Origin of the sequence: Pectinatus sottacetonis (assembly GCF_015732155.1) — a bacterium.
Classification (GTDB): domain Bacteria; phylum Bacillota; class Negativicutes; order Selenomonadales; family Selenomonadaceae; genus Pectinatus; species Pectinatus sottacetonis.
On sequence record NZ_WIQK01000001.1, the window covers coordinates 517,286 to 536,422 of the forward strand.

Annotated in this window: 22 protein-coding genes; 12 read left to right on the top strand and 10 right to left on the bottom strand. The window is 34.3% G+C overall.

Annotated elements, in window-relative coordinates:
- Positions 1-43: 43 nt before the first annotated feature.
- The 8 genes from I6760_RS13020 to I6760_RS02410 all read left to right on the top strand — a co-directional run bounded on the left by I6760_RS13020 (position 44) and on the right by I6760_RS02410 (position 5,374).
- A complete protein-coding gene (locus I6760_RS13020; protein ID WP_407947291.1) occupies positions 44-163 on the top strand; it encodes a putative holin-like toxin in 120 nt (39 codons plus the stop codon).
- A gap of 383 nt (positions 164-546) precedes the next feature.
- Positions 547-1,497 carry a helix-turn-helix transcriptional regulator gene (locus I6760_RS02380; RefSeq protein ID WP_196592921.1) on the top strand — a complete coding sequence of 317 codons (951 nt, stop codon included), beginning with the start codon at positions 547-549 and terminating at the stop codon, positions 1,495-1,497.
- Between the two features lie 200 nt (positions 1,498-1,697).
- Positions 1,698-1,943, top strand: a complete 246-nt coding sequence (locus I6760_RS13025) for a DJ-1/PfpI family protein (RefSeq protein ID WP_407947307.1) — start codon at positions 1,698-1,700, stop codon at positions 1,941-1,943.
- 236 nt (positions 1,944-2,179) lie between these two features.
- Positions 2,180-2,791, top strand: coding sequence for a DJ-1/PfpI family protein (locus tag I6760_RS02390; RefSeq protein WP_196592922.1), 612 nt, complete (start codon positions 2,180-2,182; stop codon positions 2,789-2,791).
- A 50-nt stretch (positions 2,792-2,841) separates the two neighbouring features.
- Positions 2,842-3,477, top strand: coding sequence for a GyrI-like domain-containing protein (locus I6760_RS02395; protein WP_196592923.1), 636 nt, complete (start codon positions 2,842-2,844; stop codon positions 3,475-3,477).
- Between the two features lie 253 nt (positions 3,478-3,730).
- A complete protein-coding gene (locus I6760_RS02400) occupies positions 3,731-4,027 on the top strand; it encodes a hypothetical protein (RefSeq protein WP_196592924.1) in 297 nt (98 codons plus the stop codon).
- A 371-nt stretch (positions 4,028-4,398) separates the two neighbouring features.
- Positions 4,399-5,052 (top strand): CatA-like O-acetyltransferase, family 3, encoded by a 654-nt coding sequence (locus I6760_RS02405; protein WP_196592925.1) that lies wholly within the window; start codon positions 4,399-4,401, stop codon positions 5,050-5,052.
- Between the two features lie 43 nt (positions 5,053-5,095).
- Complete coding sequence (locus I6760_RS02410) at positions 5,096-5,374, top strand: glutaredoxin family protein (protein ID WP_196592926.1); 279 nt, start codon at positions 5,096-5,098, stop codon at positions 5,372-5,374.
- Between the two features lie 78 nt (positions 5,375-5,452).
- Here the strand turns inward: I6760_RS02410 and I6760_RS02415 are convergent, their stop codons facing one another.
- The 7 genes from I6760_RS02415 to pdxR all read right to left on the bottom strand — a co-directional run bounded on the left by I6760_RS02415 (position 5,453) and on the right by pdxR (position 11,992).
- Entirely contained in the window at positions 5,453-5,809 is a 357-nt protein-coding gene (locus tag I6760_RS02415; protein WP_196592927.1) for a molecular chaperone Hsp90, read from the bottom strand.
- A gap of 108 nt (positions 5,810-5,917) precedes the next feature.
- Positions 5,918-6,187 (bottom strand): TrmH family RNA methyltransferase, encoded by a 270-nt coding sequence (locus I6760_RS02420; protein ID WP_196592928.1) that lies wholly within the window; start codon positions 6,185-6,187, stop codon positions 5,918-5,920.
- 119 nt (positions 6,188-6,306) lie between these two features.
- A complete protein-coding gene (locus I6760_RS02425; RefSeq protein WP_196592929.1) occupies positions 6,307-6,501 on the bottom strand; it encodes a YwbE family protein in 195 nt (64 codons plus the stop codon).
- A 380-nt stretch (positions 6,502-6,881) separates the two neighbouring features.
- Entirely contained in the window at positions 6,882-7,355 is a 474-nt protein-coding gene (locus tag I6760_RS02430; protein ID WP_196594730.1) for a glycosyl hydrolase family 28 protein, read from the bottom strand.
- Between the two features lie 197 nt (positions 7,356-7,552).
- Positions 7,553-8,662: an IS200/IS605 family element RNA-guided endonuclease TnpB gene (gene tnpB, locus I6760_RS02435; protein WP_196592930.1), complete on the bottom strand. Its 1,110-nt coding sequence runs from the start codon at positions 8,660-8,662 to the stop codon at positions 7,553-7,555.
- Between the two features lie 570 nt (positions 8,663-9,232).
- Complete coding sequence (locus tag I6760_RS02440) at positions 9,233-10,339, bottom strand: fibronectin type III domain-containing protein (RefSeq protein ID WP_196592931.1); 1,107 nt, start codon at positions 10,337-10,339, stop codon at positions 9,233-9,235.
- Between the two features lie 159 nt (positions 10,340-10,498).
- The gene (pdxR, locus tag I6760_RS02445; protein ID WP_330997977.1) at positions 10,499-11,992 is read right to left on the bottom strand and encodes a MocR-like pyridoxine biosynthesis transcription factor PdxR; all 1,494 of its coding nucleotides are present in this window, start codon (positions 11,990-11,992) and stop codon (positions 10,499-10,501) included.
- 72 nt (positions 11,993-12,064) lie between these two features.
- Here pdxR and pdxS point away from each other — a divergent pair, with 72 nt between their 5' ends.
- Both pdxS and pdxT read left to right on the top strand, forming a co-directional pair.
- Entirely contained in the window at positions 12,065-12,943 is an 879-nt protein-coding gene (gene pdxS, locus I6760_RS02450; protein WP_196592932.1) for a pyridoxal 5'-phosphate synthase lyase subunit PdxS, read from the top strand.
- Between the two features lies 1 nt (position 12,944).
- Complete coding sequence (pdxT, locus tag I6760_RS02455) at positions 12,945-13,511, top strand: pyridoxal 5'-phosphate synthase glutaminase subunit PdxT (RefSeq protein ID WP_196592933.1); 567 nt, start codon at positions 12,945-12,947, stop codon at positions 13,509-13,511.
- 287 nt (positions 13,512-13,798) lie between these two features.
- Here the strand turns inward: pdxT and I6760_RS02460 are convergent, their stop codons facing one another.
- Both I6760_RS02460 and I6760_RS02465 read right to left on the bottom strand, forming a co-directional pair.
- Complete coding sequence (locus I6760_RS02460) at positions 13,799-15,172, bottom strand: MFS transporter (protein ID WP_231036307.1); 1,374 nt, start codon at positions 15,170-15,172, stop codon at positions 13,799-13,801.
- A gap of 414 nt (positions 15,173-15,586) precedes the next feature.
- Positions 15,587-16,042 carry an Lrp/AsnC family transcriptional regulator gene (locus I6760_RS02465; protein WP_196592935.1) on the bottom strand — a complete coding sequence of 152 codons (456 nt, stop codon included), beginning with the start codon at positions 16,040-16,042 and terminating at the stop codon, positions 15,587-15,589.
- Positions 16,043-16,195: 153 nt separating this feature from the next.
- Between I6760_RS02465 and I6760_RS02470 the strand changes: the two genes are divergently transcribed.
- Positions 16,196-16,777, top strand: coding sequence for a chromate transporter (locus I6760_RS02470; protein WP_196592936.1), 582 nt, complete (start codon positions 16,196-16,198; stop codon positions 16,775-16,777).
- 14 nt (positions 16,778-16,791) lie between these two features.
- Positions 16,792-17,367: a chromate transporter gene (locus I6760_RS02475; protein ID WP_196592937.1), complete on the top strand. Its 576-nt coding sequence runs from the start codon at positions 16,792-16,794 to the stop codon at positions 17,365-17,367.
- Positions 17,368-17,512: 145 nt separating this feature from the next.
- Here the strand turns inward: I6760_RS02475 and I6760_RS02480 are convergent, their stop codons facing one another.
- Positions 17,513-19,057 carry a hypothetical protein gene (locus I6760_RS02480; RefSeq protein ID WP_196592938.1) on the bottom strand — a complete coding sequence of 515 codons (1,545 nt, stop codon included), beginning with the start codon at positions 19,055-19,057 and terminating at the stop codon, positions 17,513-17,515.
- Positions 19,058-19,137 lie beyond the last annotated feature (80 nt).

The following is a 19,137-nucleotide window of genomic DNA, read 5'->3' on the forward strand; positions in this document are numbered from 1 at the left end:
CGCTGATAATTCATTATGATATACTAATTTTCACGGATAGTTGATGTTTCGGTTCTTCCTCTATGGAGGAGGTGGTGCTGTGAATACATTTCAAGTCTTATCTCTAATGATAAGTTTTGGTATTCTTATAGTTGCCATTATTTCATATACTAAAATGAAATAGACCGACTCACATATGTAAGCCGGCTTTCTTCCAAACATATTCATTATATGAGGAAAGCCGAGCTTGCAGGCATCAACTATCCTTTTATTATTTTTTATACTATCATAATTTATTTAATAATGCAATGGGGAGTGTAAAATAGTTTGTGTAAAAAGAACTTTACCTTAATCTACTCAATCCTTCATAATAGGGTAAATATCATTTAATGAAGGTATCCACCATGACTAAAAAAACTCCCGGTGAACAGATATTAGCAAATTCTCTCAAACTATGATTTACAAACTGCTGAAGATGTTCAAGGTGCATTAAAACAAATCTTTGGCTCCATCTTTGAATCGATGTTAAAAGGTGAAATGGAATAATTTTATGTGAGGTGAGCATCTTTGAAAACAGGTCGATTAGCCAGCATACTTTATGTACTTGCAAATACTGATAAAACTACAGTCAGGGAACTTGCTGACCGTTTCGAAACATCAAAAAGAACAATTCAAAGAGATTTAGCTGCCTTAAGTTGCGCTGGAATCAAAATTGAATCTATTTCTGGCCATGATGGTGGCATACATATTTTAGAAAAACATAAATTTAACAAGAATATCCTTTCAACTGGCGAAATTAAACAAATATTTACAGGACTAAATGCTCTTAAAAGTATTGACAGTGATACTTCTATAACAAATTTAATTGCAAAGCTTATTCCTGAAAAAGAAGGAACTGCTTTTTCTAAAAGTGAGTATGCCATCGATTTTTCAGCATGGTACCCGAATGATATCACTGCTAAAAAAATGTCTGACCTGCATCAGGCCATTACTGACCAGCATTGCATTCGTTTAGAATACATATCTACAGATTCCCGAATAGAGAGGATAATAGAACCGTACAAATTAGTTTTTAAACAGTCAAACTGGTATCTGTATGCTTTTTGCCGGAAGCGAAAAGATTTCCGGCTATTTAAAATCAGCCGGATTGCCTCATATAAGGTGCTGGAGGAAACATTTCAAGTTCAGCCTATTGAAAAAATTAAAATGCTGCAAAATAATGAAGCAGACATTTTCAATTCCAAGGATAAAACTAAACTTTTTGAAGTTGTCCTTGAATATAATAAAGCAGATGAATTTTATTTGACAAATAAAATCGATGCTTGTTTCTTGAAACGTTCGATTAAAAAACGTGATACCAAAGGACAAATCTGTTTTAATGTTTATAATTTAAACTGGGCAGCAGATTTTGTATTTAGTATCCTGGACAAAGTTAAGATTATTTCTCCTGTAGAGTTGAAAGCAGAAATTGAGCAGAAATTAAATAAAATATATTCTTTTTATAAAGGTGACATATAGTTGTCACCTTTATTGCTGTATAATAAGCAGAAAAGGTTTTTTGATTTCTCCTAAGAAGGTAATAAAATGGATATTGATTTTCACTTTTTGGCCATGTATATTCTATCACGTTGGGCAGGATTTGATGAATATTCAACTATTATTCTCTCAATGGAGGACAAGTAACAAGTGCTCAAGGACTAGAAGTCAATACATCACCAATAGCGCAGGCTAATCCGTCCGGTGTTTTGGTTATCCCTGGTAAAATGGGGACCAGAAAATTGATTTCAGATACTATATTTTTAAAAGCTTTATATGCTATGGCGTCAACAGCCACATATTGTTTATCTATTTGTACCGGGTCAGCAGTACTTGCTAAAGCAGGCGTATTAGACGGTAAAAAAGCAACATTTAATAAAAAAGCTTTTAATTGGGTCATGACAAGTTCAGATAAAGTATTATGGTAAAAATCTGCCAGATGGGTAGTAGATGGTAAATTTTATACAGCATCAGGAGTTTCTGCCGGCATTGATATGGCATTAGGATTCATTAAGGATATTTATGGAACATACATTGCGCGTCAGTATGCTGATGATATTGAATATATCTGGCCTGAGGATAAAGGACAGGATCCATTTGATGTCTAAAGATTTAATCTCTGAAAGCATACATATAATAAAATAAAAGGATGGTTAGAAAATTTATGAAAAAACTTCTTCTAGTAGTTATATTGCCAGAATTTGCTGATTGGGAGGCAGCCTTTTTAACTTCAACAATAAAAAGCATCGATCCTGATTATCAAGTCAAATATGTAAGTAGTGAAAAAGGGATATGTACTTCTATCGGAGGATTACAGGTCAATGTCGACTGTACAGTACAGGATGCTCCAGAAGAATTCTCCGGATTAGTGTTGGTTGGCGGCCTTTCTTGGAGAACAAAAGGAGCAGAAAAGGTAATGACATTAGTCAATACAGCTTTAGCAAAAAAAATCCCTATAGGTGCAATTTGCGATGCCACAGTATTTTTAGGAGCTAACGGGGTTTTAAACAATGTAAAACATACCAGCAATGCTTTAACTGAATTAAAATCGTATGCTAAAGATAAGTATACCAATGAAGAAAATTATATAAATGAGCAGGCTGTAGTCGATGGTAATATAGTCACCGCCAATGGAGCAGCAACATTAGAATTTACAAAATTGATGTTATCCATATTAGGTATTATACAGGGGAAACAGCTTGATGATTACTACTATTTTATGAAAAATGGGCTATATAAATCCATTCAGCAGGGAATAGACATACCATTTAGATGATGGACAATATATACTACCCAAATAGAGTGTAATAAAAACGGAAGGGAAATATGATTTTTGATTTTAAAAAGCAATACAAAGAACTTTATATGCCAAAAAAGAAACCGGAAATTATAACTATTCCAGCAATGAATTATATTGCTGTGCGTGGTAAGGGTAATCCAAATGAAAAAGATGGTATATATCAACAGGCGATCAGTGTATTATATGCAGTATCCTATACATTAAAAATGAGCTATAAAGGAGAATACAAGATTGATGGATTTTTTGAATATGTAGTACCACCGCTTGAAGGTTTTTGGTGGCAGAATAATGTTGAAGGTGTTGACTATAGCAATAAGGATAATTTTCATTGGATCTCCGTTATCAGACTGCCGGATTTTGTAAAAGAAGTCGATTTTAACTGGGCAGTTGAAACAGCAGCGAAGAAAAAGAAGATAGATTGTTCTTCTGCTGAATTTATTACAATTAACGAAGGTTTGTGTGTGCAAATGATGCATATTGGTCCATTTGATGACGAACTGGCTACTGTTGCAATCATAGATGAATATATTAAGAACAACGGATTTAAAAATGATATTACGGATGAGCGATTACATCATGAAATATATCTTTCTGATCCCAGAAAGACCATATCTGCTAAAATGAAAACGGTTATTCGTCATCCGATTAGAAAAATAAAGTGATGGATATAAAATAAAACGCTGTTATTTATGGGGGAAAATCAAATAAAGTTTATTTATCTATAGTCAAGACAGCAATAAGGAAGACGCTGAAATTCTTGCGAAATAGTGTCGTTAAGATTATTTCCGGCTTTAAGGTCTGAAGCAAAGAGAATAAGGTTTAGTATTAGAATAAAAATAGTACAAGCCAAAATGAGAAAATCCTATACATGAAACCATGATACAATAGAAGTATCAGTAATAGGAGAAATTTATTATGGCAAAACATTTTAAGCTGGATGCCGTTCACTACTATCATGATCATCGAGATCTGGGGTTGGTCGGTTGTGCTAAAAATCTCAACATAAGCCAGCAAACATTGAGACCAACCATTGGTTATTCATTCAGACCGCGGCAGTGCTTACGTATCACAGGAGTACATACGTGCTACGAAAAACATGCAGCGCAGTTACTCAAAAAAAGCTTTTCCGTGGGATATAATGCCTGTATCGAGTCCTTTCATTCGCTGATTAAACGGGAATGGCTAAATCGATTCCGTATCCGTGTTAAGTGATATAATAGCATAAATGAAATAATATTTTCCAAGGGGTATTTCTTTATTATATATCCCCAGAAATTAGAAACTAGATTTATACAATTAATACTATCTGTGTTTTACTTTTAGATAAAAATGCATAAAACATAGAGAATAGGGAGAAAATATCCATGACACACAAAAACAAAAAAATTATCTACTCATAATATTGAAATAAATACTATCAGTCTTATATAATATACATAAGGGAGATGATTAATATGATTCTTTGTATTGCAAAAGCTTCATACAAAGCTGGTACAGCGACGATTGTATGAAGTAAAAAAGTTGCTGGCTGCCGGCTTTGCATCATAATTTAATAAAAAATTAAGGCAAAGAAGGCAAAATACATGAATTACAAAATTATTAATATGGATAAATATTATCGGCGCGGTGTATTCCGCCATTTTTCTGAGGACTGCAAATGCTCTATATCAATGACCAGCCACCTAGATGTAACAGTATTAAAAAAGTATTCGCAGGACACGAAAACAAAGTTTTATATAAATTTTCTTTATATACTGGCAAAAACACTAAACTCGCGGGAAGATTACCGAATGGGATATTTCTGGCAGACACAACAGGTTGTTATATATGATAAAATAAATCCTACACACTATATTTTTCATAAAGATACAGAAACCTGCACCCCGGTTTATAGCCAATACCAGAATGACTATGTATATTTTTATGCCGCATGTGCAAAAGACATAGTAAAAGCAAAACAGTCGCAAAAATACGCACTGGATATAGAAAACCACCCCAACTGGTTCGATGCATCATATATTTCCTGGTTATCCTATGACTCAATGCACGTGGAATTACCAGATGGATATCTTTATTTTATGCCAATTGTAAATTGGGGACGTTATCACGAAGAAAATAATCGACTGATAATGCCAGTAAGTGTACGCTTAAATCACGCAGCAGCTGATGGATATCTATTAGCTAAAGTATTCTTGCTATTACAAGAGGAAATCCTGAAATTCACTCAGCAAAAATAATATAATACACGTAATATATTAACTAATAAGGGAGGAACCACACATGAAAACAATTACTGCATTTTATCTAGCAGACTGTCCATATTGTCATAAAGCAAAAAAAGCCATTAAGGAATTAATAATGGAAAATCAAGCTTATTCGGCTATTTCTATCCAGTGGCATGAAGAAAATGAAGACCCAAGTGCCATAAAAGGTTACGAATATTATTATGTGCCTTCTTTATTCATCGGCAGGGAAAAATTATATGAAGCTCAACCAGGACAAAGTTACGAAGAAATAAAAAGTTACGTAAAAGCAGCACTTGACAAAGCATTAGCTTGATTTTAAATAATTTTAGAAAAGTCCTCATGTAATGATTATTTTAAAACAACCATTACATGAGTCTTTTTTTACGTAATTTTAAAAAGGTGTATTTGTCTTGCTAAGAATAGCAGCTGCAGCTGTACAAGCAGGGCAATCACAATATTTCGCCCCGGCAGATTGAATCTGTCTGCCATGTGCTGCAATATTTTTGGCTGTATCAACACCAAAAAGCTGTATGCCCTTATCTGATTCAGCAAAATCAACCAGCATCCCAACGGGCATGATATCGGCCTTCAATTCTGCAATATATTTTTGGGTTTCAGCAACTTCCTGCTTTGTATTAACAGCAGCCAGCCAGGCCTGGGCTGCTGCCTTTGCTTCATCACAACACGATGCAGCATTTATCAAGTCATGTGTCTTTTCCGTTATATAGTCCAACCATTCTTTATCCATAACTTAACATCTCCATTTTTATTATTTGCTCGTATTTTAGCATAACTAATGTACTTATACAAATCATTATCTAAAAATTATTTTGCCAAAGCACCTATCATCCCCAGTTTATTTTCTTACTCGTAGCTGCCAAAATGCTACAGCACTTGCAGCAGCTACGTTAAGTGAATCCACTTGATGTGACATAGGAATTTTTACTACATAATCGCAGGCAGTGATAATATTTGATGGTAAACCATAACCTTCACTGCCAAATATTAAAGCCAGACGTTTTTCCGCAGACAATTTTTTATCTTCAATGCTTATGGAATTAGTATTCAATGCCATTGCAACTGTTTTAAATCCCCAGTTTCTCAATATAGAGACATCACTACCCATTCTGGTCCATGGTAGTTGAAAAATAGTTCGGGAGCATAAAGATCATGTATTTCTATAACATTGACCAAAATGATATCATCATCCTCATATAATATTCAATTACTAATGCTTATATAATACTATAAGATTTCCTGAACTCTACCAATTAGTCCACTTTCAAGCCGTACTTTTATGCCTCTGTGATGCACAGCACTATTTGTCAATATATCTTTTACAATTCCTTCAGTTAGCTGTCCAGTTTTTTGATGTTGTTTCCGTACTATTTTTACCTTGATCCCTGGTTGAATATTTTTCCGTTCAGTTCCGCTAATCATATATTTTATTTCTCCTTTTATAATAACCGTACTATCCCTGATTTCAAATATACTGTCCTTATTATACTCAAAATTTTTCTTTAAAATTTTCTAAATATTTTACAATAAATCAGGACAGCAGCGCAGTTCCAGATATTAAGCTTATTATCCGTGACAGCGCAATTGCCCTAGAACTATTATATTAGAAGCACAGCAGCAAGGAATAGGGATCTGTACCAATAAATTTTGCTACCAATTTAATAAATATGATTGTAACATTATTATTTTGTCTATACTTGAATTAGTTCAACATTTGCTACACTTTTTTAAAGTCAAATACTTAGAAGAATAGCCTGTTGAACCTTTTTTGTAATTTAACTTTATTTATAATCCTAATATTGTTAATCATCTACATTCTTGTATGTGACATTATTAAATATACCATTTTTTAAATAACTAATTTTATTTGTTTTCGTATTAAAAAAATGAACATTATAAAAAGTAATATTTTCATGTGGCATCTCTGCCAATCCGTCAACTTCTATTGCTGGCCCTCCTGTCCCATCAACATTACAATCTTCTATTCTAATATCACGAAATTGTCCTGGTTTGGCTGATTTATAATCAGTAACAAAATTTTCATCAATATATTTTGTTGTAAAAATAAATCCCTGCCGCTTCATTTTTTTCATGACATTATTCCGAAAAACAATATTACGCGCCCCACCGCCGATATTTTTACCTGTTTTACAACGAAGCCCTGTATCTGTCTTTTCCATTACATTATCTTCTGCCAAAATATTTTGAATCCATGCTCCAGTGTGACTACCACATACAATAGCCCCATGTCCATGTGCAAAATAATTATTGAATATCTATATTCCACTAACTGGTAATTTATTGGCAGCCTGATTTCCTATGCCAGCACTAAAATCAATACAATCATCACCAGTCTGAACCTCCCACGACTAAAGTCGCGGGGTTCCTGCTTCATAGATAGTTGCGCCAAAAGCACGTCTTACATTATCTCCACAGGCTATCCCCGTAGTTCCTACGGTTCTTATATATGTTATTATGCTGTTATGTTTAATATTCTTAGTCCTTCATTGCGAATGTTTATGGCGGCATTTATATCTCTGTCATGCTGGGCTTTACAGTTAGGACATTCCCATTTCCTTATAGTAAGGTCTTTTATTTCTTTGTTCTGGTAACCACAATTATGGCACAGCTGGCTTGATGGATAGAATTTGTCTATTTGTACTATTTCTTTGCTATACCACTGAGCTTTATATTTTAGCTGGCGGGTAAATTCTGACCAGCTGGCATCTATAATACTTCGGGCAAGTTTGTGGTTTTTCAGCATGTTATTTATTTGTAAGTCTTCTAAGCAGATAACATCGTAGTTTTCTATAAGTTTATGAGATAGTTTATGCAGCATATCTTTTCGCTGATTTGCAATACGTGCCTGCAGCCTTGCTACTTTGATTCTTGCTTTGTTCCTGTTTATACTTCCCTTTGTTTTTCGGGACAAGCTTTTTTGCAGTTTGGCAAGTTTTCGTAATGACTGTTTCAGGTATTTGTGATGGGGATGTTTATCGCCATCGGAAGTAATTGCAAATTCTTTTAGGCCAAGGTCGATACCGACATAGTTGTCAGTACGATTAAAAACAGGTTTTTCTATTTCTGTACAGCATAGGGATACAAAGTATTTACCATCAGGGGTTTGTGATATTACTGCGTTTAAGATTCTGCCCTGCGGTACTTGCTTATCTCTTATTTTTACTTTACCTAGTTTGGGAAGTTTTATTTTTGTTCCCAGAAATTCAATGTTGCTATTGGTAAAGTTTGTCTTGTAGGATTTATGCCTGTTTTTTTTGGTCTTGAATTTAGGAAAGCCAACTTTTTTGTGTTTAAAGAAGTTCTGGTAAGCTGTATCGAGGTCTTTTAACGCGTTTTGTAAGGAACATTTATCTGGTTCTTTTAACCAGGTGTTTTCTTTTTTCAACTGCGTTAAATTACTGGAACATTTGGTATAGGTAAGTGTGGTTTTATCATTATTGTATGCTTTGATTCGCATGTCGAGATAGTGATTAAAAACATATCTTACGCAGCCAAATGTTTTTTGCAGCAGTAGTTCTTGTGTTTTGTTGGGGTATATCCTAAATTTGAAGGCTTTTTCCATGATTGCTCACTTTTCTTTTTATCTTTACAAGATTATTGCCTGATTATTTTAAACTTAACATGCAGGCTTTAGAAAAGCAAGTTCTTTGCAGTAACATATATAAGAATCGTAAGTTCTTTTTTAGTCGTATGGGGGAGGTGTCGTTCACACGGGCTCGCTGCTTCCTATGCGGTTCTCTTATGAACTCCTTTATGTTTCCATAAAGCACAGACTATATCTTGTCCTTCGGCATTATCCGTTAAGGTCTGCCCACTTCCAGCCGCTTGGCTGTACTTCCCTCAAGAGGAATAGTCGTTGGGGATTCTCCTGTTCGGAGCTTTCCTGCTGATTGTCCATTTTCTTAGTGTTTAGGGTTTAACCTTGCACCATACAGCATATTTTTTTTACTTTCGTCGCCGTCACGTTTGAGCTTGTTTCATCTTAGCGTTGTGGCTATGCTGTCTTTAGGAGTTTCCAGCATTTCAGGCAGTATTGGATTGGTCTTTGCCAATCTCTATATGCATATTTCTATACATACTGACTAGTTTAGTCGCCTAACTCTGACTGAAGTCACGAGTGTGCGGCTCCCATTTAATCAAAATAAGAATTTGCTATAAGCAGATCAGTTCCGGAAAAATCAATACCATCCCCATTATTACAATTATATGTCATGACTTTTACATTATTTAAACGCATATTATTACAATTATTTGCAACAATCATATGCATAGATGGATTGGTTAATGTAATTCCCGCCAAATATATATTATGGACATTATGAAAAACCAATACACTGGAACGACTGTTATAAGCAGTTTTAAAATCATATTTTTTATTAAGCAATGATTCTGTCTGCGCTTTAGCCAATATTCCTATATTTAATACATTTTCATCACTTTTATTATTTGCCTTCAGATAATAGTGCCCTGTATTATCCTTTCTCCAACCATTCCCACTAATAGTCCCCTTGCCAATGATACGGATATTACTTATACTATCAGCATTTAGCATTCCAGTATAATGATTATTTTTTTTCAATATATAATCACTTGCTTTTCCAGATCCTATAAGAACGGCTCCTTGATCAAGCTGTAACGTCATATCACTTTTGAGATTTACTGATCCTGTAACAAAACTTCCTCTAGGTATTTCCAAAGTACCTGCAAACGGACAGGCATTGATTGCTTTTTGCAAAGCAGTAGTATTTACCGTAATTCCATCCCCTATTGCCCCAAAATCTGTTATCTTAATTACATTTTTCTCATTGGATGGAGTATGTCCCTTCACAGCAACACTAACCACAGATTCCCTACCATTAATATCTACAGCAGACACCTTAAAATAATAATCCGTATCTGGTTGCAAATTTTCTACATTAAAGCTATGAAAAGAAATTAAATTTTTCGCTAATTTTCTATTTTCACTTTGAAATTTTTGGATATGTTTTATACCAATTTCAGCGGACAAGTTTTTAGTATTACCTACCTTTTTATTATCAACATAAATATTATAATATGCAATCTGTGAATTATCAGACCGGTTCCAAATAAGCCAAATACTATGACTACTACAACTTAGAACAGGTATTTTTAATCCCGTCGGTGACGGAATTTTTCCGTATGCTTTACAATTAACCAAAACAAAAACAATGCTAATTACAGTAGTGAACAGCAACAGCCCGCATATAACTTTTTTCATAACTCACTCTCCAAATAATATTACGCATTTAATTAAACTGTTCTCCTCAATTTTATTTGCAATTTAACTAATGATTTTCCAAATCACTTTATTCATATGCTTTTAGAAAACTTGTGTTTTGCCAGCTATGCAGCACTTTAACTTGGGAAAAATACCATATTATTTAGTAAACATAGCACCGAGAATCCGCATACCTGTTTCTATTTCCTGCAGAGAAAGTGTAGCAAAACTTATACGTATATGCCGTGTATCCATATGCTGTGGATAAAAATTGGTTCCATCAGTAATCAGTAGATTATTTTCTTTAGCTTTCCGGCAAAACTCCTTTGACTTAAACCGCTCTGGTAATTTAAGCCAAAACGATAGCCCCCCTTCTGGATTATGCCAGGTAACATCACACGGAAAATACTGCCTTGCTGTTTTATAGGCAAATTCGAACTGAGTCTTATAGATACGCCTAATATCCTTAATGTGCTTTTCCCAATAACCTTCCCGCAAATAAAGATCAAATATACGCTGGGTAAAACCAGAAGTAGATATATCCGTTATATACTTAACGTTGAGTAGTTTGGCTGCTAAATATTCCGGCATGGTCAAAAAACCTAATCGCAATCCCGGCATAAAAATCTTTGATAAGCTTTTCAAATAGATAACATTATCATGCCGATCAATTGATTTTAACGGTGCCAATAATTTTGTTCTGTAAGAAAGCTCACTTATATAATCATCCTCTAAAATTATTACGTTATGTTTCTGCGCTAATTTTATTATTTTATCACGCTTGGCTAGACTATATGAACAGCCTGAAGGATTTTGCAATACAGGCATGAGATATATCAGTTTAGGATGAAACTGCTGTAAATTTTTTTCCAAAACATTCATATCAAGACCATCTTGTTCCAACGGAATGTCAATTATTTTAGCTCCATTGGCAAGAAATGATGCAATTGCCCCAGGGTAAGTGGGAGATTCCGTGAATACGTAATCTCCATGTTTCAAAAGAGCACGTGCCACTATATCTATCCCTTGCTGGGCACCAGAAATTATCTGTAAATTTTTAGCACTTGTATGTATATTAATACTACGCAGATTAGCTGCTATTGACTCCCGCAGTGGAAGGAATCCCTGGCTGTCCTGATAACTAAACGCACGTCCTTGATCACGATCAAGAACTTCTATGAAAATTTTTTTCAATTGCTCAACAGAAATTACATCAGGGTTAAGTGAAATACTGCTCATATTCACTGCCTGACTATTTTTTTGCGGTTTTAATACTTCATCCATATAAATATTATCTGTCGCAAATTCATAATCAGCAGCACTGTGCTGTCGCAAAGTTTGGCTGGAAACATAGCTGCCACTCCCAGCTGACGAAAAAATAAAACCATTTTTTTCCAATTCCTTATAGGCATTGACTATCGTCCCGGGATTGATAGATAAATACCTTGCCAATTTTCTTACAGGAGGAAGTTTACAGCCTGAACCAAGCCGTCCAGTATGAATCATGGTCAATAACTGATCATAAAGTTGTACATATAATGGCTCTTTATCTTTCTTTGATAATTGTATCGATACAAAAATATTTATTTCTTCTTTAATCTTGCATTCCTCCTGTTTTATTGGTAAAATAAGAAAATTTATTAAAAAACATATATAATTGTGCTGATACAATTATATATGTTTTAATGATTTTTTACAATTTGTCAACTATAAGGAGATACTAACATGGAAAAAAGAACTCAATTAAACAAGAATCTAGCACAAATGTTAAAAGGCGGTGTCATTATGGATGTCACCAATGTTGAACAGGCAAAAATTGCCGAAAATGCCGGTGCTGTAGCAGTAATGGCATTAGAACGCGTACCAGCTGATATAAGACGTGAAGGCGGCGTAGCCAGAATGTCTGATCCCAAAATGATCCGCGAAATACAAAATGCCGTATCTATTCCAGTCATGGCAAAAGTAAGAATAGGCCATTTTGTAGAAGCACAAATCCTTGAAGCTATTGGCATTGATTATATTGATGAGTCAGAAGTTCTGACTCCGGCTGATGATGTAAACCACATTGATAAGGCTTCTTTTAAAATTCCCTTTGTCTGCGGAGCCAGAAATCTGGGCGAAGCATTGCGGAGAATAGGTGAAGGTGCCTCTATGGTCAGGACAAAAGGAGAAGCAGGTACCGGCAATGTCATTGAAGCTGTACGCCATATGCGCACAATGAAAAATGACATGAGGAGAGTACAAACAGCATCAGCTATGGAACTTATGCATATTGCCAAGGAATTTGGTGCCCCGTTTGAGTTAATAAAATATGTCCATGAAAACGGTAAGCTTCCTGTCGTTAACTTTGCTGCCGGTGGAATAGCAACACCTGCCGATGCAGCACTTATGATGCAGCTTGGTGTTGACGGTGTTTTTGTCGGTTCAGGTATATTCAAATCAGGTGATCCGGCCAAAAGAGCTAAAGCCATTGTTGAAGCAACTACATATTATAACGACCCGAAAAAATTAGCTGCTATTTCAGAAGATCTGGGAGAAGCCATGGTCGGTATCAACATCGAAACGCTACCGGAAGAAGAAAAATTAGCAAACAGAGGCTGGTAAAATGAAAACTATTGGGGTACTGGCTCTACAGGGAGCTGTTGCTGAACATTTAAACAAATTAGAACAACTCGGCGCAGGTCATAAGGAAATCCGCAATATTAATGAATTAAAAGAAATAGATGGTATTATTATACCCGGCGGAGAATCTACAGCCATCGGCAAACTGCTTACTGATTTTAAACTAATGGAACCTTTAAATAAAGCTATACAAAATGGATTACCCGTATGGGGTACTTGTGCCGGAATGATTTTACTGGCTAAAAAAATCTGCGGACAAAAAAACACCTATCTTAATACTATGGATATTACTGTGCGGCGTAATGCATACGGAAGTCAGCTGGATAGTTTTATAACCCAAAAATTAATTTCCAGTATAGCACCATATGAATTACCATTAGTGTTTATCCGGGCTCCGTATATCGAGTCAGTTACTGATAGTGTGAGCATTCTGGCAAAAGTAAACAGTAACATAGTTGCTGCCCGACAGAAAAATATGCTGGCAACATCATTTCATCCTGAACTTACAGATGATACCAGCTTTCATAAATACTTTTTGTCAATGTGCTGATAAAAACTTAAGGGAGCTGCCGCATTAATGACATTAATTTCATAAAATGCTAAACATCTCAAAACTCTTATAAGCAGACTGGGATAATATACTGCATATTTATGACTAAAAATGTTCGTGGGCGACAGCTCCCTGGTTTTTACTGCCTATTAATTAAACAAGATACATACTCTGTTCTGATATCTCCCATTAGTGGCCATGGTATATCTTTATTAGTGTGGTGATAAATCAATCGTGCTGTTTTTAGAACCACATTATTTTCTCCATATTTTTTAATACATATAACTTTACTGCTTAGTAAGCGTAAACTGACCAATACTTTTAGGAAGCAAAAACACTTCACATACAGGTGGAATCATTAATAATCCAAGAAATATAAATCCTAATTTATAAGCTACACTGATAGAAACAATTATCTGTAAAAGATTAATAACCACAGTGATAAGGGATATCCCCAAGCCTTGTGATAATGTCTGGATAACAGCATTCAGGGTGTTAGCACTATTTCTGTCTTCTGGACTAACTTCAGAAAAACATAAGCCACTGTAATTAGTTAAAGCCAATGAACGACCTGCCCCTGAAATCACTGCAAGTACTATTATATACCCGGCAATAGTATCATTAGTGATAAATGCCAAAGCTATCGAAGTAATAAATATCATTCCAAATGAAACTAACAGGGAACTCCGATAACCAATCCTACGAATAATAAAGTTTGTAAAAGGTTTTATGCCTATATTTCCGATAAAAATAAACAAAACATAACTGCCTGCTTTTATGGCAGACCAATGAAAGATCGTCTGCAAAAAAATAGTAAGAATATATGGCAGTGCTCCGACACACAGCCATAAAACAGAGCCACTCGTCTGGCAAATCCTAAAAGAAGTTATCTTCAGTGCATTGACAGAAAACAAGGGAACAGATGTTTTTTGCAAGTGCCTGTAAACAATAAAGCCCAATACTATACCTGCTATAACCAGGCCTAAAGCTGCATACCAATAATTTCTGCCATGTGTAGCCAGCTCTGCCCCTAATAATATTATACCAGATGAAACAGCAATTTCTATAAAACCTAAAAGGTCAAAACCAGTTTGGGAATTTACTTCATCAGCATCAATTAATACAATTCCCAGCAAAATTATCACCAATCCTATAGGAATATTAATAAGGAATATCCACTGCCAACTCCAGTATGTAATAATGAAGCCTCCTACCAGAGGTGCTATTACCGGTGCTATCAACGCCGGCCATATAAGATAACTCACCATTTCCAATAATCTTGCTGTCGGTGCTTTTTCTAATACTATCAATCGCGCTGTTGGCAGCATAAGCGAGCTGGATATTCCCTGGATAATTCTAGTCAGCAATAAAAAACAAAAATTGGGAGCCACAGCATTAGCCAGTGAACTTAAAGTAAAAATAAACACAGCAGCAAGCCAGATCTTTTTCTTGCCAAATTGGCTTACCATCCATGCACTTAGTGGAATAAAAATAGCCGATGTAATTAAATAAGCACTTATAAGCAACGAAACCGTAGCCATACTCATATTAAAATACTGTGCCATTCTCGGCAGGGCAGTAATCACTATTGTTCCATCCAGCATTGCCATAAAAAGACTGGCCGCCATCAATAAAGCTGTTTTTATTTCTTTCGGAATCATATTTAACAAATTAAGAACCTCCTGATAATAATTATTGATTTCTAGGGGGAGGGTTAAAAAAACGCACTCTCCACCCTATGGGTTAGAAAGTGCGTTGATTATTGTTAACGCGTACTGTGCAATTTGTTATATTATATGTTTTTTTTACTTCAAAGTCAATAAAACATAATTTCTATAATCACTGCTATATAATATATTATATATTGTTACAGCATAACAAAGTAATTTATTAATTTTTTCTGTTTTATTTATGTCGACCAGCATCGCTATTTAATCATCTACCTTTTAAGGCTAGACAAAAGCAGCATTTTTTGCATGTTTACGTTTGACAAACTCTTTTTATAACTTCTATTTAACTATAGTTATCCTGACTAGCAGATACCAACTTACATTTACTAAAAGTGCCGAAAAATTTTAAATCAATAAGCTGTCACGTTCTTTATAGCGTGTTAAAAGCAGTTCTGTTTCCACTGAAACAATTCCTTCCGTTTTTTTCAGCGTCTGCATAAACTTTGCTGCATGTTCCTGAGTATCCAATAATGCATGTACATGCAGATGCGGTTTTCCACTCATCGCATAAACATTTGTAACTTCTTCCGTTGCTAGAAGTTTCTCCGCTACACTATCAAGATAACTCCATTCTACTGCAATATCAAAAAATAATGACAACTGTTTACCCGCTTTTAATGGATTGACTACAATCGTAAAATGTTCAATGATCCCACGTTTGACAAGTTGATTGACTCGTTCTCGTACAGCAGCTCTTGTAAGTCCTACACTGCGGCCAAGTTCAGCATTAGTCATACGTCCATTTTCAGAAAGATATTGTAAAATTTTTTCATCTATTTCATCCAAGTTTTTAAATTTCATAAATAACTCTTTATTCTCCTTGCAACTTTGTAAAAAATATTTTATACTTATGGCAAATATATTAGTCAAATATATTATACATGTATATAATATATTTGACAATTGTAAAACAATATTTTAATTCTACATTAAAAACAGGAATGGAGTCTTATTATGATCACTAAAAAATTTGCTAATAAAAAACCTGATCTGCATTTTTATTGGCAGCTATTTAAATCCACTTTTCTGATCAGTGCCTTTACTGTCGGTGGCGGATATGTAATTATCCCGCTGCTAAAAGCAAAATACGTTGACGAATACGGCTGGCTCGATGACAAAGAAACGCTCAGTCTTGTTGCCGTCAGTCAATCCATGCCAGGAGTCGTAGCAGTCAATGCATCAATTATTCTAGGTTATCGCATGGCAGGCATCAAAGGGACACTAACGGCTCTATTGGCCACAGTTTTACCTCCATTAGTAACATTATCCATTATTGCATATTTTTATAATTTTTTTGCAGCCAACCGATATATACAGTATATATTAAAAGGAATGCAATGCGGTGCAACAGCTCTGATAGTTAATGTAGCTATTAACATGATAAAAAAAGAAATAGAGAAAAAACTGCTAATTCCCTTACTGATTTTGACGGGTACTTTTATCGCCGCATTATTTTTTAATATAAATATTATGTATTTAGTCTTTATAGACGGACTTATCGGCTTATTTTTTTTACGGGCAAAAAAATATAATTGACAGGAGCTTTTATAATGATCTATTTAGAACTTTTTACAGAATTTGTTAAAGTAGGCCTTTTTTGTGTTGGCGGCGGCTATGCATCAATGCCTCTTATTCAGGCACAGGTAGTTGATATTCATCACTGGCTGAGTATGAGCGAATTCGTTAATATATTCACCATCTCCCAAATGACACCGGGACCAATTGGTATAAATGCCTCAACATTTGCAGGCATGAAAATTGCCGGGATCAGCGGAGCAATAGCTGCTACAGCCGGCTTTGTCACTCCATCATTGATTATCGGCATCATACTGGCACGACTTTTCTTAAAATACGGCGATATCGGTATAGTAAAAGGTGCTTTGAATGGACTGCGCCCTGCTGTAATTGCGCTGATCTGCGCAGCCGGTATAAGTTTTATTGTGCTGGCACTCTGGAATACTGAAGGTATACCAAATAAGCTCCTGGCTTTTGACTTCAGCGGACTAATAATCCTAACCATATCCATTATCGCAGTAAAGAAAAATATTGGTGTAATACTTGTCCTGATCGGTTCGGGTATTTTAGGTCTCTTCATGGGAATAGGAGAAACAATGTTCTTTCATTAATTAAAAGGGGAAATATACTAATAATATTTATTATAGATAAGCTTTTCTATTTTACTGATTTCCATAAAATTCTCCATACACGATGGTTATTAATAGTTGATAACCATTATCATATACAATAAAAGAAAAATATGCAATAACCATATTACTTATTTAATGCCCACCAAATTTGTTCCAGCAGCTGTTTTTCATTTGTATTTCCAATTAATATATATTTTTTCCCATGTTTTTTAGCATAATTTTTTGCCTTGAGTGTCTGACTATGTCCAGCATGTTTAACATTTATGACTACTATATCGGCATTATCCAGCAAATTCATGTCAAACGCAACATCAGTTGCACTTATAAATACAAATTCAGGGTTTTTGACTTTTATCCTTTGCTGCCATTCTAAAAACCCTGCTATAATAACTATTTTCTTTTTTGTTAATTCTTTTCTTATTTTCTCTATACCAAGCCTATCTATAAATGGTATCTGTACTTGTTTTATTACCCTGCATTGTTTCAATTTCCATTGCAAAGAAGAAATTTTTTTTCGCAGTGACACAATTATTTTATCTGAATCCTTTAACTGCTGTTTATATGAAAAAATCAGCTTATCTGCATCAGCATTTCTCACAGCAAACTTTCTTTTTGCAGTAAAAAGTTCTTTTTCTAATGCATGTAATTTTTTTTCTCTTAAATCTGGATCGGTTTTTTCCTTTATTTTGGGCTGGGATTTCTCTGCTTTTTGCATAATATCTTTTTTTATATATTTTATACTGCTGCTGCGCAAAGCAGCATATTCCTTGGCGCAGGCCCTGCTAAAAAATCCAATATATATAAACTTCATTATAAAATCTTCATACTGTGGTGTTATTTCTACTTTTTCAGGATAATATATATCACATACTAATAATTTCAGCATTTCCTGTATATAACTCTGACTTATTAAAATATTACTAATACTTCCAAAAGGAAATTCACTGAAATATTTTTTATAATAAAGACGTAGTATATTATCAGGTTTCATAGTATTATGAGAAAAAAGCTCATCCAGATTATGTGGTATATATTGCAGTTTATCTTTAAGAACCAATTGTATTTTTTTTAATAATTCTTTTTGTTTTGCATTAAGCTCTATCGATTCAAACGTACTTACCTTTTTTGTTTCATCAAGTTTTCCATGATATAGTGATAAGAAACCTTCACTATATCTTCCAGGTGGTTTAAATTTCTTTCCCAATAAATTTGTTATTAGCAAAAATACACTAAACGATACTTTATTTATGTTCATAACTCGACATGCTATACAATGAAAATCCTGAGGTATATTTGCTGGATAGTCTTTTCTATCCAAGTTAAAAGAATGGGTTAATTCCTCATAAAAAAATTCATCAAAAGATACATACTCATCTGCAGCAGCAATGTAATTATAGATATTTTTATAGCATTTTTTTAAGACTTTTTTCATACATTCCATGATATCCGGCTTTTTCGTTTCAATTACAGAAAAAATAAGTGCTATTTTGTAACAATATATTTCCGTCCAAAGAGTATTATCTTTAAAAAATATTTTATACTCTTTAGGTAAAGAAAACATTTTTTTATTTAACTGCGGATTTTTTTGCAAAATTTTATCAATTTCACGACAAAATTTTTTATTCTTAGCTAATTCATTGATAGTAAGCCCTTTAAGATTATGCACCATAGCAATAACCCTCTTTATAATTATTTATAATAATATAATAACACATAATTATTCGATTATAAATTACTTGTATTTTTATG

Coding starts and splice junctions, on each gene's coding strand:
- I6760_RS02405 (WP_196592925.1), top strand. CDS start 4,399: ATGAATTACAAAATTATTAATATGGATAAATATTATCGGCGCGGTGTA.
- I6760_RS13020 (WP_407947291.1), top strand. CDS start 44: ATGTTTCGGTTCTTCCTCTATGGAGGAGGTGGTGCTGTGAATACATTT.
- I6760_RS02440 (WP_196592931.1), bottom strand. CDS start 10,339: ATGAAAAAAGTTATATGCGGGCTGTTGCTGTTCACTACTGTAATTAGC.
- I6760_RS02395 (WP_196592923.1), top strand. CDS start 2,842: ATGATTTTTGATTTTAAAAAGCAATACAAAGAACTTTATATGCCAAAA.
- I6760_RS02470 (WP_196592936.1), top strand. CDS start 16,196: ATGATCACTAAAAAATTTGCTAATAAAAAACCTGATCTGCATTTTTAT.
- pdxS (WP_196592932.1), top strand. CDS start 12,065: ATGGAAAAAAGAACTCAATTAAACAAGAATCTAGCACAAATGTTAAAA.
- tnpB (WP_196592930.1), bottom strand. CDS start 8,662: ATGGAAAAAGCCTTCAAATTTAGGATATACCCCAACAAAACACAAGAA.
- I6760_RS02400 (WP_196592924.1), top strand. CDS start 3,731: ATGGCAAAACATTTTAAGCTGGATGCCGTTCACTACTATCATGATCAT.
- I6760_RS02420 (WP_196592928.1), bottom strand. CDS start 6,187: ATGGGTAGTGATGTCTCTATATTGAGAAACTGGGGATTTAAAACAGTT.
- I6760_RS02475 (WP_196592937.1), top strand. CDS start 16,792: ATGATCTATTTAGAACTTTTTACAGAATTTGTTAAAGTAGGCCTTTTT.
- I6760_RS02390 (WP_196592922.1), top strand. CDS start 2,180: ATGAAAAAACTTCTTCTAGTAGTTATATTGCCAGAATTTGCTGATTGG.
- I6760_RS02410 (WP_196592926.1), top strand. CDS start 5,096: ATGAAAACAATTACTGCATTTTATCTAGCAGACTGTCCATATTGTCAT.
- I6760_RS02415 (WP_196592927.1), bottom strand. CDS start 5,809: ATGGATAAAGAATGGTTGGACTATATAACGGAAAAGACACATGACTTG.
- I6760_RS02425 (WP_196592929.1), bottom strand. CDS start 6,501: ATGATTAGCGGAACTGAACGGAAAAATATTCAACCAGGGATCAAGGTA.
- I6760_RS02480 (WP_196592938.1), bottom strand. CDS start 19,057: ATGGTGCATAATCTTAAAGGGCTTACTATCAATGAATTAGCTAAGAAT.
- I6760_RS02460 (WP_231036307.1), bottom strand. CDS start 15,172: ATGATTCCGAAAGAAATAAAAACAGCTTTATTGATGGCGGCCAGTCTT.
- I6760_RS02465 (WP_196592935.1), bottom strand. CDS start 16,042: ATGAAATTTAAAAACTTGGATGAAATAGATGAAAAAATTTTACAATAT.
- pdxT (WP_196592933.1), top strand. CDS start 12,945: ATGAAAACTATTGGGGTACTGGCTCTACAGGGAGCTGTTGCTGAACAT.